Here is a 15,032-nt window from a genome sequence, read left to right as displayed (position 1 = left end):
GCCCTTGCTGTAACCCTTAGAAACTTTCCTGCACAAAAGCTTCCGTTGCGGCATCCACTTCCGGGTTTACGCCATACCATTTTTGAAAACCCAGCCGTGCCTGATGCAATAGCATGCCAAGCCCACCCAAAGTGCGCAGACCAGCGGACTGAGCCTCGGCCAACAAAGGTGTTACGCGGGGCACATATACAATATCTGCCACCACCAGTTCCTTGGCCGCATGCGCCAAGGATGGCCGAAAACTGGCATCCGGCCCACCTTCCATTCCCAAAGAGGTGGTGTTGACCAGCAGACTGAACGCACCAAGGCGTTCTTCCCACGCATTCCACGGCACCACATCCAGCCCCGGCAGGGCTTTTGCCAGTTCTTCTGCGCGCCCTTGGGTGCGGTTGGTCACGGCAACACGCAGGCCACAATCCTGCAAAGCAGCAGCCACGGATCGCGCAGCACCGCCCGCACCCAGTAGCAGTGCCTGCGCCTGCTTTGGTGGGTTTAAGCCTGCGGCTTCCATGCTGGCCACAAACCCTGCGCCATCGGTGGAGTAACCGTGGATTTTGCCGTCATCTTCAAACACAAGCGTGTTCACGGCCCCTGCACGCTGGGCGGAATGGTCCAGCATATCCGCAATTTTAAAAGCAGCTTCCTTGTGCGGAATGGTCACATTCGCGCCCCGAAAACCCGCAGCCTGTAAGCCCAGAACAGCTGCCACAAACGCATCTGGCTCAACCGGCAGCGGCACATAAGCACCATCCACACCGTACCGCCGCAACCAGTAATTGTGCAGCACGGGAGAGCGCGAATGGGCAACAGGCCAGCCCAGAACACCCGCCAGCTTGGCCTTGCCCGTAATAACCTGTGGCTTGGCTATACCTGTGGCGGTCATGCGTTTTCTCCATACTGTTCACAAAACTGCTGCCATGCCTGTGGCAGCAAACGGGCCAGACGGTTTGCCCATTCGGTCTGCCCGGCATCATCGGCTATCAGATCCTGCCGGATTTCAATTTCAATATGTGGCAGTTCACGCTGCTCACCATGCTGGGGAATAGTGTAGTATGATGTATCTGTAAGGGCGTAGGGTTCGTTATCCCCCACCACCAAGCCATCCTTTTGCAAAAGAGCGATCATGATACGGGCCAGCCGGGAATCATGATTATGCAAAAGTCCGGCATGCCACGGGCGCTGTTTACCGTGCATGAATGGCGTAAAACTGTGTAGCGCCACAACCACTGTCTGGCGGCCAGCGGCCACATGGGCATCCAGTTCCTGCCGAATACGGGCGTGATAGGGGTGCAGAATTGTCTGCTCCCGCCATGCCCGATCCTGCGCCGAGATATTCTGGTTACGCGGCACTGTTGTGCCATCACTTACCTGCACGATGGAGGTTGGGTGGCCGGGGGCACGGTTACAATCTATGACCAAGCGGGAATAGACCTGCTCAATCAACACAGCAGGCAGCAGGTCTGCCAGTTTGCGGCCCACGCCATCTATGCCGATATCCCAGCCGATATGGCGCGCGCGTTCCTGCGCACTTAGCCCCAGATCACCCAGTTCAGGCGGAATGGCACGGCCTGCATGGTCACTTACCAGTACAAAGGGGCCACCTTCATCCCGGCCATGCACCACAAAACTTTCTGCCATCAGCACCTGATCAACAGACATGCCTTTCCACCTCCTGATATTGTACAGCGTTGGCGGAAAAAATGCGCGTATCAGCACCCTTTTCCGCCATGCCGCAGAACACTCTCGTTCGGGTTTTGAAAACTTATTTGGCGGAAGATACCACAACCGCAGCCAGATCGGCCTGCGCGCGCACCTGCCCTGCATCTTCCCCGGTCAGACCTTCTGCGTCCAGCCCGCTATCGTCCAGTTCGTATACCAGATAGGCCGGGTCTGCGCCATCGAGCGATTCTTCACCGCCAACATCGTAGCTGCGGGTGGCCACGTATTCCGGCCCACGCATTTTACCTTCCAGACGCTCAACTGCCACAACGGGGCTTTCTGCGCGAATAACTTCCAAAAGCACATTCGGGCCGGGGTCGATCACGGCAAAGGTTGTCAGCTTATGTGGTGTTGTCATGTTCATGAACTCCCTGAAATTCACTTGCTTTTAAGCAGAGAAATGCTGCGGGGCACAGCCCTTTCCCGCACCACAATACACAGAACAGCCCCGCCACACGCTCGGCCCTGCCGTGCCTGTTGCCAAAACCGGCATTTGCGCCACAAGGCGCGCGCCATTACTGTGGCATCTTTGCATCCGCGCCGCGGCAGTATAAGCCAACGCCTGAGCACATTTTACGCAGCAGGACGGAATTAGGGCCTAACATGTCTCTGAACAGCCAGAACAGCACGGAAACGGAAAACCCAAAAAACGCCAATGTCCAGTGGGGCGGGCGGTTTGCCGGTGGCCCTTCTGAGATCATGCAGGCCATTAATGCCTCCATCAGCTTTGATAAGGTGATGTGGAAGCAGGATATTGCCGGATCCTTGGCCCATGCTGCCATGCTGGCGCATGTGGGCATTATCTCCAAGGAGGATGAAGCCACCATCCGCAAGGGGCTGACAGAAATCGGGCAGGAAATTGCGGCTGGCAACTTCCCCTTTTCCGAAGCACTGGAAGATATTCACATGAATATCGAGGCCCGTCTGTCTGACCGGATTGGTGAGCCTGGCAAGCGCCTGCACACCGCCCGCTCCCGCAATGATCAGGTGGCAACAGATTTCCGCCTGTGGGTGCGTGATGCCATTGATGGGCTGAACCAGCAGGTTGCCGCCCTTATGCGCTCCCTCGCCCGCCGGGCAGAGGAACACGCCGCCACCCCCATGCCCGGCTTTACCCATCTGCAAACCGCACAGCCCGTAACATTCGGCCACCACCTGATGGCATATGTGGAAATGCTGGCACGTGACCGGGGCCGTTTGGCAGACACACGCAAACGCCTGAACGAATGCCCGCTGGGCTCTGCCGCGTTGGCGGGGACATCCTTCCCCATTGACCGGAAGATGACCGCTGAACTGCTGCATTTTGACCGCCCCACCGCCAATTCTCTGGATTCTGTCTCCGACCGTGATTTTGCGCTGGAATATCTGTCTGCGCTGTCCATCATGGCCATGCACCTCTCCCGCATGGCGGAAGAAATTGTGATCTGGTGTTCCTCACCTTTCTCTTTCATCCGGCTTTCAGATGCGTTCACCACTGGCTCCTCCATCATGCCGCAAAAGCGCAACCCGGATGCTGCGGAACTGGTACGCGCCAAAACTGGCCGCATTACCGGCAGCCTTGTCAGCCTGCTAACGGTGATGAAGGGCCTGCCTTTGGCCTATGCCAAGGATATGCAGGAAGATAAGGAACCCGTGTTTGAAGCCACGGATGCTGCCGCCCTCTCCCTTGCTGCGTGTGATGGCATGGTGCGGGACATGACGGCCAACACCGCCCAGATGCGCGCACTGGCAGGTTCCGGCTATTCCACCGCAACAGATATTGCGGATTGGCTGGTACGGGTGCTGAAAGTGCCCTTCCGCACTGCCCACCACGTCACTGGTCGTCTGGTTGCCAAGGCCGAGGAAAAAGGCGTGGGGCTGGCAGATCTGACATTGCAGGACATGCAGGCTGAAGAACCGGGCATTACGGATGACATTTACTCTGTTCTCAGCGTAGATGCCTCCATCGCCTCACGCACCAGCGAAGGCGGCACCGCACCGGGCAACGTGAGCGCACAGGCTCAGCGCTGGCTGAAAGTTCTGGGCGCAGAACCCACCGCAGCGGGGCAGTAAAGCCATGAATTACCGCCTGATTTTTGGCCTTGCACTGGCCACTGTTCTGTTTTTGCCGCTAGCGGCCTGCGGCAAAAAAGGCACACCGCACCAACCCGGCCCACAAAACAAGATCACCTATCCGCGCATGTATCCACCGGATGAATAAAACCAGAGTGCACACTTTATTGGTTTAAGACTGCACCGCGTAACCAACCATACCTGCAGCTTTGCCGGTATGGTCTCCTGCTCCTCCTTTGCAATCAGAGCCCTTACGCCTCATGGCCGAAACACCTGTTTATACTGATGCCGACCCCACACTGGCAGAACTGTTACAAACACACCCACAGCTTACGGTTGACCCTACCTGCGGGCTGATGCTGGAAGGCGTGGCCCTGAACGCCATAGCAGATTCTGTTGGCACGCCTTGCTGGGTGTTGGGTGCTGGCACCTTGCGCGCGCGTATGCGGCGTATGCACACAGCCATGCGCAATGCCGGGCTGGATGTTTCCATCCACTATGCCGTGAAAGCCAATGACCATCTGGCGATCCTGACCCTGATTGGTCAGGAAGGGTTTGGGGCCGATATTGTCAGCGGTGGTGAACTGGCACGGGCGTTAAAGGCCGGCATTCCGGCCAAGCGCATTGTGTTTTCTGGCGTTGGCAAAACAGATGCCGAACTGCAACAGGCCATTAGCCACGGCATTGGCCAGATTAACGTGGAAAGCGCGGAAGAGCTGGAAGCCATTTCCGCCATTGCCACCAGGTTGGGCAAGCAGGCCACCATCACCCTGCGCGTAAACCCAGATGTGGATGCCAAAACTCACGCCAAAATTACAACCGGTTTGGCAGCCAACAAATTTGGCATTCCGTTTCAGGATGCCGCAGCGCTGTATGCTCATGCATTCACCCTCCCCGGTGTGCAGCCTGTTGGGTTTGCCACCCATATTGGCAGCCAGATTTTAACCACTGCCCCTTATCGTGCGGCCTATGCCCGCGTGGCGGAGTTGGTGCGTACTGTGCGTGCTGCGGGCAATGCCGTAAGTGTGGTGGATTGTGGTGGTGGCCTTGGCATTTGCTACCGCAATGAAACAGAAGGCCAGCCCGAAGCCCTTGCTGGCGCCATTAAGGCAGAACTGGGTAATCTGGGCGTAAAGCTGGCCATTGAGCCTGGGCGTTGGCCCATTGGACCGGCGGGCGTACTGCTCAGCAGCGTGATCCTGCGCAAGGCACAGGGTATGGATGTGCCTTTCCTTGTGCTGGATACGGCCATGAACGAACTACTGCGCCCCAGCATGTATGATGCATGGCATGGTATTCTGCCGCTGGCACCGCAGGCGTTCAGCCAACCTGTTTCTCTAACTCATGTGGTTGGCCCAGTGTGCGAAAGTGGAGATACATTTGCGCGGGACAGGCTTTTACCCCCCTTGGCACGCAATGCACGTATAGCCCTGCTGGACACAGGCGCGTATGGTGCGGTTATGAGCTCCACTTACAATAGTCGCCCACTGGCAGCAGAAGTTCTGGTTGAAGATGGCCAGTGGCAGGTGATACGCCAAAGACAGAGTGTTGAAGAACTGTGGCAGGATGAAACTGTGCCCCTCCACCTTGCCAAAGCCACATGAACAAAGGCGGTCTGCACCAATCCCTGACCGCCTCCACCGCTGAGGATGGAGCGCTGGCGGAACGCCTTGCCACCGCACGCCGCCACGCCGCCATTGTTTTGCGGATAGAACGGCTGTGGCCTGCGCTTCAGCCCACTCTTGCCCTGCTGGGTATTTACTGTGTAGCCGCATTGCTGCGTATTCCCCAGCATTTGCCAGATGGCGTTCGGCTGCTACTGGTAGCCGGGTGGCTGAGCCTATGTGGCTGGCGGCTGCACAAAGATATTGAAACCCTTGCACCCCCCACCCCAAACGAGGTGGACCGGCGGATTGAACAGGCATCTGGCCTGCATAATCGCCCCCTTGCTACGCTGACAGATCACCCTGCGGGCGCAGCCTCACAAAGCTCCACCACCTTATGGCAGGCGCACCAGCAGCGCATTCTGGCCTCACTTGGCACATTGCGGGTGGGGCTTCCGCACCTTTGGCCCAAAGGCCGCATGCGGCAGATTGGAACATGGGTGCTGGTGGCGGCCCTTGCTAGCACAGCCGGGATTGCAGGGTCCTCCGCGCCGGGGCGTATCCTTGCCGGATTTATTCCGGGGCGGGATGACCCCGATGTGCCCTTCCCGCATGTAGAGGCATGGATAACCCCGCCCACTTATGCGCCAGATGTCCCAGTTTTTCTGGGCAATCTCAAAACACCGCCCCAAACACCACAAGGGGCACACCTTACCGTTATTGTCACCGGTCTGGCATCCCACCCCACCTTGCGGGAACAGGGCGGCATGGTGCTGCATGATGCCGCACGCCACAAGCTGGATGCCCATAGCTGGAAACTGGATGTGGTGCTTGATCATTCCGGCACCGTGCGCCTGACGGGCCGCGGCCGCACATTGGCGCAATGGCCCGTAACCGTGCTGCCAGATGCAGACCCGACCGTGCAATGGGGCCCAAACCCCGGCTCTCCCCGCAAGGAAGAATGGCGCACACTTTTGCCGTATGAGGCCAGCCACGCTTACGGTTTGGCATCCCTTAAGGTGGAACTGCATCTGGCGCACGCCAAACGGGGGCCGGAACGCACGCTGAGCATTCCCCTCCCGCTTGTCGGCCATCCCAAATCTATAAAAGGCGCTATCAGCCCCGATCTGTCAGAAGACCCATGGGCGGGTGAAACCGTAACCGGCCGGGTAATTGCAACATCTGTCAGCGGGCATGAGGGCAAAAGCGCACCGGCCACATTCCGTATGGGGGCACGCACTTTTCATTCCCCCATTGCCCGTGCCCTTTTGGATGTGCGTAAGCGCTTTGCGCTGGGGCAGGAAAGCCGGCAGGATACCGCCGCAGATCTGGAAGCTCTGGCCGATGCGCCCGGCCCTGTGCGTGAACATACCAGCATGCTGCTGGCACTCAGCAGCGTGGTGGCCATGCTGGAAAACAACCTGACAGATACAGCCACGGCCCGCGCAGGCGCCACCAATCTGCTGTGGGATCTGGCATTGGATATAGAAGACCGCCGCAAGGGGGATGATGCCAGTGCGCAGGCCTCTATTGATGTGCGGGCTGCGCAGGCTGCTGTGGCCCAGCAGCTCCAGCACATGCGCCAGGATGGGCAGCAGGGGCAACAGGCCCAGCAGGAGCTGGAAGATAGGCTGAAAACCCTGCAAAGCGCCATCAGCCGCAAAATGCAGGCACTGGCTGATCAGGCCATGAAGGACCACACGGTTATTCCCGATCTTCCGGGCTTTACCAGTGCGGGCAATCAGGCTTTTTCTCGCCTGATGCGTCAACTTCAGTCCGATGCCAGCAATGGCCATGCGGATGAAGCGCTCAAGCGTTTGCAGGATATGGAAAACGCCACCGAGCGCATGCGCAACGCCACGCCGCAGGATATGGCCAATCTTGCCCAGCAGATGATGGCGCAGCAGAAAATGCGTGAACAGGTGGCCGCCCTGCATGATCTCACCAGCAAACAGACCACCTTGCTAGACCATGCGCAATCTCGCCTTGATGAAAACCTGAAGGCACAGGCTCAGAAACAAAGTGATCTGGCAGATGATGGCGATGGTGAGGCCGATTACGCCAACATGCCTACAGCCGAACTGTTGCGCCGCCTTGGCCTGCCCATGCCTCCGGGTTCGGAAGGCACATCACCTCCCCCCCCTCCGCCCGCGCACCCCGAAGCCCCGCCCGCCATGCCTGATCCGGCCAAAGCCGAGGCTCAGGCTGCTGCCCGCCGCAGTGAACGCGCCATGCAGCACGCACTGGAACATGCGCTGGATGAACTGAAAGACGAATTTAAAGACCTGACCGGCAAAACTCCCGGCGCTTTTGATGAAGCACGCAAAAGCATGCAGGATGCCCGCAAGGCGCTGGCCGATGGAGATGATGCCGCCGCCGCCAATGCGGAGGAAAAAACGCTGGAAGCCCTGCGCAAAACCCGCCAGCAAATGCAGGATGCCACCAAAGGCAACGGCAAAAACAGTATCCCCAGCTTTTTGCCGGCCCTTGGCAGCCCGTCTGATGGGTCCTCCGGGTCTGGCAGTGCATCAGATGGCCAGAACGGCTCTGGCACCCCCTCTGATTCCTCGGAAAATCAGGAGGAGGAAGACAAACAGGGCGGCAAGCGTGATCCGCTTGGGCGTAAGCTGGGCGAAGGCAAGGATCAGGCCGAGGATGATTCTACCCATATTCCAGATAATGTGGCCCGCCAGCGTGCCAGAGAAATTGAGCAAGAACTCAGGCGGCGCGATTCAGACCGCACGCGCCCACAGCAGGAACTGGATTACCTTGACCGTTTGCTCAAACCGTTTTGAAACGTCATTTGAGCAAAACATTACAACTGGTTTATAAACTGATCATCGAACATTCTGTTCACCTAACACAAAGCGAAAAGAGAGTATGGCACGTTTTTTGGTAACCGGTGGTGCCGGATATGTTGGCAGCCACGTTGTTCTCGCCCTGCTAGATGATGGGCATGATGTTGTTGTGTTGGACAACCTGCGTACAGGCCACCGTGCCGCCGTGCCAGAACAGGCAACCTTCGTGCAGGGTGATATTTCAGATACTGCTTGCCTGGATAAGGTGCTTTCTTCCGGCCCGTGGGATGGCATCCTGCATTTTGCAGCACTCTCCCTTGTGGGGGAAAGCATGCAAAACCCCATGATGTACATGACAGCAAACGCAGGCTACGGCTTTGGGCTGATTGATGCCTGCGTACGCCACGGGGTAAAGCGTTTTGTGTTTTCCTCCACCGCAAACCTGTTTGGTTCTGCGGGGGAAGGCCCGATCAATGAGGATGCCCCCATCAACCCCGGCTCTCCTTACGGCGAGAGCAAATATATGGTGGAACGTGCCCTTTACTGGGCGGATAAAATTCATGGCCTGAAAAGCGCATGCCTGCGCTACTTCAATGCTGCCGGGGCTGATCCGGCTGGCCGTGCGGGGGAAGATCATCGCCCAGAAACGCATCTGATCCCGTTGGTGATTGATGCTGCCCTCAAGCGCCGCCCGGCTCTTACCCTGTTTGGTGAGGATTACCCCACACCAGATGGCACCTGTATTCGTGACTATGTGCACGTTACAGATCTGGCACGGGCTCATCTGGCCGTATTACCGCTGCTGAATGACAAAAGCGTGGTGTTTAACGTGGGCACGGGCCGCGGTAATTCCAACCGCGAAATTATTGATGCCGTTGGGCGTGTTAGCAATCTGGAAGTGCCTTGGAAGGCCGGCCCACGCCGTGCAGGAGATCCGGCAAGCCTGGTTGCCAGCCCTGCCCGCCTGATGGAAGCAACAGGCTGGGCGCCAGAATTTACGGATATTGACCGGATTGTGGAAACCGCCTTCAACTGGCGCAAAAACCATCCGCAGGGTTATGGCGCGTAATCTTCTTTTTTCCTGCATGGTGGCCCTGGCTGCCGCCATGCAGGCCACTTTTATGGTCCACCCCGCTCTGGCGGAAGGCCCGGCCTATCTCTCGCATCTGGCTGGCGTGGGCCAAGATGATCCGCGCCAGAGAGTAGATGCCACGCAGCCTCCGTGGTCTGCCATAGGGCGCGTGCAAACAGAGCTGGGTAGCAGATGTACAGGTTTTTTAATTGCGCCTAACGTGGTGGAAACCGCAGGGCATTGCCTGTGGCTCAGCCATGTGCGTGGGTTTATACAACCCCAGAGCGTGCATTTTTTACGTGCCTATACGGGTGACCACTATATGGCCCATGCCCGTGCCGTGCAGATTATTGTGCCCCCCGGTTACAGAACGGATCAGGAAAGCAATAGTGGTGGGTTGGACCATGCCACGCTTATTCTGGACCATGCCATCGCCAAACCGGATGAGGTTTTCCATATTGATACCCCCATACAGGCCCTTACGCCGGGCATGTCTGTTGTATTGGGCGGGTATGAACAAAACCAACCGGATATTATTACAGCCGATCAGAACTGCCATTTTTTAAATATTACGCAAGATGAAGGCGGAAACCCCCTTTTGGTGCATGATTGTGCAGGCACACATGGCAGCAGTGGTGCACCTCTCTTGTTTCATAATCAGGCCGGATGGCATGTTATTGGTGTGCAGGTACAGGCCTTCACCAAAGGGGCTGGCGGACGCGCTGTGCCACTTTTAAGCCAAAATCCATAAAAACCCTGCCATAAACTGCGGCAGATCAAAGACATCCCACTCCAGTCTGCGCAGGGTGGCTTCTTTCTGGTAGAATGACCAAGGTTTGATACCGCAGGAAGGAAACCCCCATGTTTGCCATGCGTCTGCACCAACCTAAAACACCCCTGCAATGGGAGGAAGTGCCAGACCCAATGCCCGGCCCCGGTGAAATTCGGGTCAAAGTGCTGGCCTGTGGTGTCTGCCGCACAGATTTGCATGTGGTGGATGGAGACCTTACGCACCCCAAACTGCCCATTATTCCCGGCCATGAAATTGTCGGACGCATTGATATGGTGGGCTCAGGCGTATCCTCTCTGTCTGTTGGGCAACGGGTGGGTATTCCGTGGCTGGGGCATACATGCGGCCACTGTTTTTATTGCAGTGATCATCATGAAAACCTGTGTGATCATCCCGTATTTACCGGATACACGCGAGATGGCGGTTACGCCACAATGGCCGTGGCAGATGCCCGCTTTGCCTTTCCACTGGGGGAAGAAGGCTCTGCCGTGGAAGTGGCACCTCTTTTATGTGCCGGGCTTATTGGCTGGCGCTCCCTTGTAAAAACAGGCAATGCGCAAAAAGTTGGGTTGTATGGATTTGGCGCGGCGGCCCACATTATTGCACAGGTGCTGGTATGGCAGAAAAAGCAGGTTTACGCCTTCACTCGCCCCGGTGATGTCAAAACTCAGGCTTTTGCGCGCGAACTGGGGGCAACATGGGCTGGGGGATCTGATGAACTGCCACCAGAGCAGCTAGATGCCGCCATTATTTTTGCACCTGTAGGAGCCTTGGTGCCAGCAGCCCTTAAAACCCTGCGTAAAGGCGGCCGCGTGGTGTGTGCTGGTATTCATATGAGTGAAATACCTGCCTTTTCCTACGATATTTTGTGGGAAGAGCGTGAAATTGTTTCCGTTGCCAATCTCACACGGCAGGATGGGTTGGATTTTCTGTCCATCGCGCCCAAAATTGGTATCCACACCACCACAACCACATATGCGCTGAAAGACGCCAACAAGGCGCTGGATGATTTACGGCATGGCCGGTTTGATGGTGCCGCCGTGCTGGTGCCCTAACACCTCTCCACCTTATGCAACGGGTTGCGGAGCAGGCATTTCCTCCTGCTCCGCAGCGGCCAGAACAGCGGCCAACAAACCGGGAAAGCGCGCTTCCATATCCTGCAAACGCAGGCTGTTCATATGGGTAACGCCCACAACTTCTGTGCGGAGAAGGCCAGATTTACGCAACACCATAAAATGGTGGGAAATGGAAGATTTTGGCCGCCCACCCTGCAATGGCGTACAGGCCTGCGGCTGATGCTGCATGAGTTTACGTACAACAGAAAGCCGAAAAGGGTCTGCCAAGGCGTGCAGAATACCCGCCAGCGTAAAGTCTTCAGGGGCAGGATGATCATACTGCTTCATGGATAACGCTTGTGCCCTTGTCTCTTGCCCTCGGAATTAGTTCGATTATATTCGAACTATGGATCGTGCAGACCAGATCCGTCATGGAGACTACGCATGCCGACATTGTTTGATACCTATACCCTGAAAGATATTACCTTACGCAACCGCATTGTGGTGGGCCCCATGTGCCAATATACCGCGCGCGATGGCATACCCAATGATTGGCATACCGTACACTACCCCACACTGGCACGCGGCGGTGCGGCTCTTGTTGTGGTGGAAGCCACAGCCGTTTCCCCCGAAGGGCGTATTACCCCTAACTGCCTTGGCTTATGGAATGATGAGCAAGCCGCAGCCTTTGCCCCTATTACAGCGGCTATTAGCAAGGCTGGAGCCGTGCCGGGTATCCAGCTTGCACATGCTGGGCGCAAAGCCAGCGCACATGTGCCGTGGGAAGGTGATGATCATATTCCGGAATCAGACCCCGCAGGCTGGCAACCTATTGCGCCCTCTCCCGTAGCATTTGGGGCCAATCTGCCCCGCGTGCCCACGGAAATGACACTGGATGACATTGCCCGTGTAAAAGCCGATTTTGTACGCGCCGCAGAACGTGCGCGAGATGCCGGGTTTAAATGGCTGATGCTGCATTTTGCCCACGGTTATTTGGCACAAAGTTTCTGGTCCACACACTCCAACAAACGCACAGATCAATATGGGGGATCTGCTGAAAGCCGTGGGCGTTTTCTGTTGGAAACGCTGGAAGCCGTGCGCGCTGTATGGCCCGAAAACCTGCCTCTTTCCGCCCGCTTTGGTGTGATTGAATTTGATGGGCAGGATGAGAAAACATTAGCGGAATCCATTGTCCTTGTTCAAAAAATGAAAGGGGCTGGTTTGGATTTTCTGGATGTCAGTATTGGGTTTTCCACACCTGCAGCCAATATTCCTTGGGGTGCCGGATTTATGGCACCGTATGCGCAGCGCGTAAAACAGGAAGCCGGGCTGCCTGTCACAACCTCATGGTATATCAGCGAAGGGCGGCAGGCCGATGCGCTTATCCGCACAGGTGCGCTGGATCTGGCAACGCTTGGGCGGCCTTTTCTTGCTAACCCGCATTGGCCCTATGAAGCCGCGCGTGCTTTGCACATTAAAGATGCAGGAAAAGTTCTGCCGCCTTCTTACGGCTGGTGGCTGGCACGTTATCAGTAAAGTAAACAGTATTTTTGCCGTTCCGGGCCCGATCAACAGGTGCCCGGAACATATTATTTACGTGCCTATTTCTTCTCTGGCATGCCCACACACTCTGCCGGGCCGGGAAAACTGCGGTTACGTACAGCCTGCGCATAAGCGGCGGCGGCCTGTTCAACCTCCTTGCCCAGATCAGCAAATTTTCTCACAAACTTGGGTGTGAAGTCTGGAAACAGCCCAAGCATATCTTCTGTTACCAAAACCTGCCCACCACATGCAGGGGAAGCGCCAATGCCAATGGTGGGAATATGCAGGATCTCGCTGATCTTGCGGGAAAGCGGCTCCATTGTGCTTTCAATCACAACCGCCCATGCGCCTGCATCCTGCACAGCCCGTGCATCCACCAAAATCTGTTCGGCTTCTTCCCCCCGGCCAACGGTGCGGAAGCCTCCATGCGCGTGCACTGCCTGCGGCTTAAGCCCGATATGCCCCACAACCGGAATGCCCCGCTGCACCAAAAACTGAATGGTCTCGGCCATTTCCTGCCCACCTTCCAGCTTTACGCATCCAGCCCCTGTTTGCGCCATAATGTGCGCAGCAACGCGAAACGCCTGCTGTGGGCTTTCCTGATAACTGCCAAAAGGCATATCCACCGCCACACAGGCCCGCTGGCTGCCACGCACAACGGCCTGGCCATGCGCTATCATCATTTCTGGCGTAACAGCCAAGGTGGAATCCATGCCGTACACCACCATGCCCAAAGAATCTCCTACCAGCAGCAGATCACAATGGGCATCCAGCAAGCGGGCCATAGGAGCCGTATAGGCAGTAAGAGACACAATAGGAGCATCCAGCGCCGCCAAAGACCGCGGTGTGTGCCGCCTGACTGTTTGATGCCTGCTCATGCACATACTCTCCTTGTTTCAGTTCTGCATCATGGATCAAAAAGTGGAGGCAGCTTTCCTGCATCCCTCCCGGCTGTCCAGCCCTGCCACGGCCAGAAACAAAGCAAAACCACAAAAAGAAAAAGAATGCCTTTCAAAGCATTGACAACACATCTCCAACCCTTTAGATCACGGCTCAACACATCGGAGGGATGCCCGAGTGGCTAAAGGGGGCGGACTGTAAATCCGCTGGCGTACGCCTACGTTGGTTCGAATCCAACTCCCTCCACCATTTTCCTTGAAAATATTCAATAGAAACAAAAAGATAGTGGTCGCTTACGCCCTCATGTCGGACATTTGCGGATGGCTAAAAATTTCGCAAAACCGGACATTGGTGGAGTTCGGACCAGCCTATTTCCATCTGGCATCCACGCGCAGTCTTTACTGCATATCAAATATAGTTCGGATAGTGATATTCACTGACCCGGATTTTCCCATAAAATCATGATCCTCCCAAAAAGCTCTATGGCATAGGCCACGGCACGGATCACTCGAGCGACACACAAAGCCCACCCTGACCCGGCGGGCTTTTTTGTGTCTGATGTCATGAGCGAACACCAACTTATCAGCGTTGTCAGACTCTATCTGCCAAGCCAGAAAACCCTTAACTGAGCTGAAGGTCTGGCTACGATCGGCTTCGGGGCTGCGGAAATGACCAGGGCCACGGCATCTCTCTCTGGCTACGTGCTGATTAACTTTTTAGCTTATCTGTGGCCTCAAGCCACAGGGAATGAGGAAGCATGTCTGGATCAAACCGTTCCTATAATCCGTCTCACACTCCGTCGCCGCCAGAATCGTCACGTGCTCCCAACATGATCAGGACGTCGGTTCATGGACGCAACTTCATCGAACGCCACGAAGAGATGAGGGGCGTCAGCAACCGTCTGCACTGGCCGGGCGGGGCGTCCGAGGTAACGCTCGGGCCTGGTTATGACATGCGCGATCGTTCGTCGGGGCATCCATGTCTACCTGACACAAAATGAGTTCAACGCCCTCGTCTCGTTCGTCTATAATCCGGGAAGAGGTTGGCGGGGTGTCCGTGCTGCTATCAACAGCGGCGACAAACGCAAGGCCGCCAGGATTATTGAGGAGCAGGTGCGTTCGAAAGGCAAGGTCTTGCGTGGCCTGGTCCGGAGACGGCACGACGAGGCCATGCTTCTGCTGGAAGGACGATATTGATGATCCGTGCTCTCCTGAGCCTGATGTGTGCCATTTGTATCGGCGGCACTGCACACGCGGGTGCCAAGCCGGAGTCCCTAGAGGAGCAGTCTTACAACGGCAATACGATGTTCAACGAGGAGCTTGATGGAAAAGCGTTTCTCAATGGGCGGTTGATCGTGCGCGTCGCGCGTGTTTCGACCTGTGTGTCGGCGGTCTGGACCCGAAGTGGCGGCGTCGGATCGCCGCTGCAGCGCGACCTGCTGGAATGGGACAAGATGTTTGATGGCGATCCCTGGACCAAGGCTCAGTCTTACTATTTGAC

Annotated in this window: 15 protein-coding genes and 1 tRNA gene; 11 read left to right on the top strand and 5 right to left on the bottom strand. The window is 56.6% G+C overall.

All coding sequences use genetic code 11. The features are described 5' to 3' along the window. Window positions 1-16: 16 nt before the first annotated feature. The 3 genes from CSR02_RS10245 to CSR02_RS10235 form a co-directional block, all read right to left on the bottom strand. Window positions 17-883, bottom strand: coding sequence for a shikimate dehydrogenase (locus CSR02_RS10245; RefSeq protein WP_099541581.1), 867 nt, complete (start codon window positions 881-883; stop codon window positions 17-19). Beyond that, the gene (locus tag CSR02_RS10240) at window positions 880-1,659 is read right to left on the bottom strand and encodes an N-formylglutamate amidohydrolase (protein WP_099541580.1); all 780 of its coding nucleotides are present in this window, start codon (window positions 1,657-1,659) and stop codon (window positions 880-882) included. Before CSR02_RS10240 ends, CSR02_RS10245 begins: the two co-directional genes overlap by 4 nt. A 103-nt stretch (window positions 1,660-1,762) precedes the next feature. Continuing rightward, window positions 1,763-2,083, bottom strand: coding sequence for a hypothetical protein (locus CSR02_RS10235; RefSeq protein ID WP_042786801.1), 321 nt, complete (start codon window positions 2,081-2,083; stop codon window positions 1,763-1,765). A 239-nt stretch (window positions 2,084-2,322) separates the two neighbouring features. Here CSR02_RS10235 and argH point away from each other — a divergent pair, with 239 nt between their 5' ends. The 7 genes from argH (at window position 2,323) to CSR02_RS10200 (ending at window position 11,090) form a co-directional block, all read left to right on the top strand. Then, the gene (gene argH, locus CSR02_RS10225; protein WP_099541578.1) at window positions 2,323-3,771 is read left to right on the top strand and encodes an argininosuccinate lyase; all 1,449 of its coding nucleotides are present in this window, start codon (window positions 2,323-2,325) and stop codon (window positions 3,769-3,771) included. A 4-nt stretch (window positions 3,772-3,775) separates the two neighbouring features. Then, window positions 3,776-3,919 carry a hypothetical protein gene (locus CSR02_RS16630; RefSeq protein ID WP_167384130.1) on the top strand — a complete coding sequence of 48 codons (144 nt, stop codon included), beginning with the start codon at window positions 3,776-3,778 and terminating at the stop codon, window positions 3,917-3,919. 112 nt (window positions 3,920-4,031) lie between these two features. Beyond that, entirely contained in the window at window positions 4,032-5,375 is a 1,344-nt protein-coding gene (lysA, locus tag CSR02_RS10220) for a diaminopimelate decarboxylase (RefSeq protein WP_099541577.1), read from the top strand. Then, window positions 5,372-8,170 carry a DUF4175 domain-containing protein gene (locus CSR02_RS10215; RefSeq protein WP_099541576.1) on the top strand — a complete coding sequence of 933 codons (2,799 nt, stop codon included), beginning with the start codon at window positions 5,372-5,374 and terminating at the stop codon, window positions 8,168-8,170. Before lysA ends, CSR02_RS10215 begins: the two co-directional genes overlap by 4 nt. 85 nt (window positions 8,171-8,255) lie before the next feature. After that, window positions 8,256-9,242 carry a UDP-glucose 4-epimerase GalE gene (gene galE / locus CSR02_RS10210; protein WP_099541575.1) on the top strand — a complete coding sequence of 329 codons (987 nt, stop codon included), beginning with the start codon at window positions 8,256-8,258 and terminating at the stop codon, window positions 9,240-9,242. A 16-nt stretch (window positions 9,243-9,258) separates the two neighbouring features. Then, window positions 9,259-9,996, top strand: a complete 738-nt coding sequence (locus CSR02_RS10205; RefSeq protein ID WP_183172590.1) for a trypsin-like serine peptidase — start codon at window positions 9,259-9,261, stop codon at window positions 9,994-9,996. 110 nt (window positions 9,997-10,106) lie between these two features. After that, the gene (locus CSR02_RS10200; RefSeq protein ID WP_099541573.1) at window positions 10,107-11,090 is read left to right on the top strand and encodes a zinc-dependent alcohol dehydrogenase family protein; all 984 of its coding nucleotides are present in this window, start codon (window positions 10,107-10,109) and stop codon (window positions 11,088-11,090) included. Between the two features lie 12 nt (window positions 11,091-11,102). On the opposite strand, the gene CSR02_RS10195 is transcribed toward CSR02_RS10200, so the two are convergent. Next, a complete protein-coding gene (locus CSR02_RS10195) occupies window positions 11,103-11,438 on the bottom strand; it encodes an ArsR/SmtB family transcription factor (RefSeq protein ID WP_099541572.1) in 336 nt (111 codons plus the stop codon). Between the two features lie 96 nt (window positions 11,439-11,534). On the opposite strand from CSR02_RS10195, the gene CSR02_RS10190 reads away from it, so the two are divergent. Beyond that, entirely contained in the window at window positions 11,535-12,626 is a 1,092-nt protein-coding gene (locus tag CSR02_RS10190; protein ID WP_099541571.1) for an NADH:flavin oxidoreductase/NADH oxidase, read from the top strand. A gap of 65 nt (window positions 12,627-12,691) precedes the next feature. Here the strand turns inward: CSR02_RS10190 and panB are convergent, their stop codons facing one another. Next, on the bottom strand, window positions 12,692-13,510 hold the full coding sequence (gene panB, locus CSR02_RS10185) for a 3-methyl-2-oxobutanoate hydroxymethyltransferase (RefSeq protein WP_099541570.1): 819 nt from the start codon (window positions 13,508-13,510) through the stop codon (window positions 12,692-12,694). A gap of 185 nt (window positions 13,511-13,695) precedes the next feature. Here panB and CSR02_RS10180 point away from each other — a divergent pair. The 3 genes from CSR02_RS10180 to CSR02_RS10170 form a co-directional block, all read left to right on the top strand. Beyond that, a tRNA-Tyr gene (locus CSR02_RS10180) sits at window positions 13,696-13,781 on the top strand. Window positions 13,782-14,479: 698 nt separating this feature from the next. Further along, complete coding sequence (locus CSR02_RS10175; protein ID WP_099541569.1) at window positions 14,480-14,728, top strand: glycoside hydrolase family protein; 249 nt, start codon at window positions 14,480-14,482, stop codon at window positions 14,726-14,728. After that, window positions 14,728-15,032, top strand: a 305-nt coding sequence (locus CSR02_RS10170) for a hypothetical protein (protein ID WP_099541568.1), incomplete at its 3' end; no start/stop codon positions are given. The genes CSR02_RS10175 and CSR02_RS10170, both read left to right, overlap by 1 nt.

It is taken from the genome of Acetobacter pomorum, from assembly GCF_002738225.1.
GTDB classification, from domain to species: domain Bacteria; phylum Pseudomonadota; class Alphaproteobacteria; order Acetobacterales; family Acetobacteraceae; genus Acetobacter; species Acetobacter pomorum.
The sequence above is the reverse complement of the archived record's forward strand: the minus strand, read 5'-3'. Positions and strand labels throughout refer to the sequence as shown.

Bases quoted from the DNA above. Each gene is read 5' to 3' on its own strand.
- CSR02_RS10245 (WP_099541581.1), bottom strand. From the start codon at position 883: ATGACCGCCACAGGTATAGCCAAGCCACAGGTTATTACGGGCAAGGCC.
- CSR02_RS10240 (WP_099541580.1), bottom strand. From the start codon at position 1,659: ATGTCTGTTGATCAGGTGCTGATGGCAGAAAGTTTTGTGGTGCATGGC.
- CSR02_RS10235 (WP_042786801.1), bottom strand. From the start codon at position 2,083: ATGAACATGACAACACCACATAAGCTGACAACCTTTGCCGTGATCGAC.
- argH (WP_099541578.1), top strand. From the start codon at position 2,323: ATGTCTCTGAACAGCCAGAACAGCACGGAAACGGAAAACCCAAAAAAC.
- CSR02_RS16630 (WP_167384130.1), top strand. From the start codon at position 3,776: ATGAATTACCGCCTGATTTTTGGCCTTGCACTGGCCACTGTTCTGTTT.
- lysA (WP_099541577.1), top strand. From the start codon at position 4,032: ATGGCCGAAACACCTGTTTATACTGATGCCGACCCCACACTGGCAGAA.
- CSR02_RS10215 (WP_099541576.1), top strand. From the start codon at position 5,372: ATGAACAAAGGCGGTCTGCACCAATCCCTGACCGCCTCCACCGCTGAG.
- galE (WP_099541575.1), top strand. From the start codon at position 8,256: ATGGCACGTTTTTTGGTAACCGGTGGTGCCGGATATGTTGGCAGCCAC.
- CSR02_RS10205 (WP_183172590.1), top strand. From the start codon at position 9,259: ATGGTGGCCCTGGCTGCCGCCATGCAGGCCACTTTTATGGTCCACCCC.
- CSR02_RS10200 (WP_099541573.1), top strand. From the start codon at position 10,107: ATGTTTGCCATGCGTCTGCACCAACCTAAAACACCCCTGCAATGGGAG.
- CSR02_RS10195 (WP_099541572.1), bottom strand. From the start codon at position 11,438: ATGAAGCAGTATGATCATCCTGCCCCTGAAGACTTTACGCTGGCGGGT.
- CSR02_RS10190 (WP_099541571.1), top strand. From the start codon at position 11,535: ATGCCGACATTGTTTGATACCTATACCCTGAAAGATATTACCTTACGC.
- panB (WP_099541570.1), bottom strand. From the start codon at position 13,510: ATGAGCAGGCATCAAACAGTCAGGCGGCACACACCGCGGTCTTTGGCG.
- CSR02_RS10175 (WP_099541569.1), top strand. From the start codon at position 14,480: ATGACATGCGCGATCGTTCGTCGGGGCATCCATGTCTACCTGACACAA.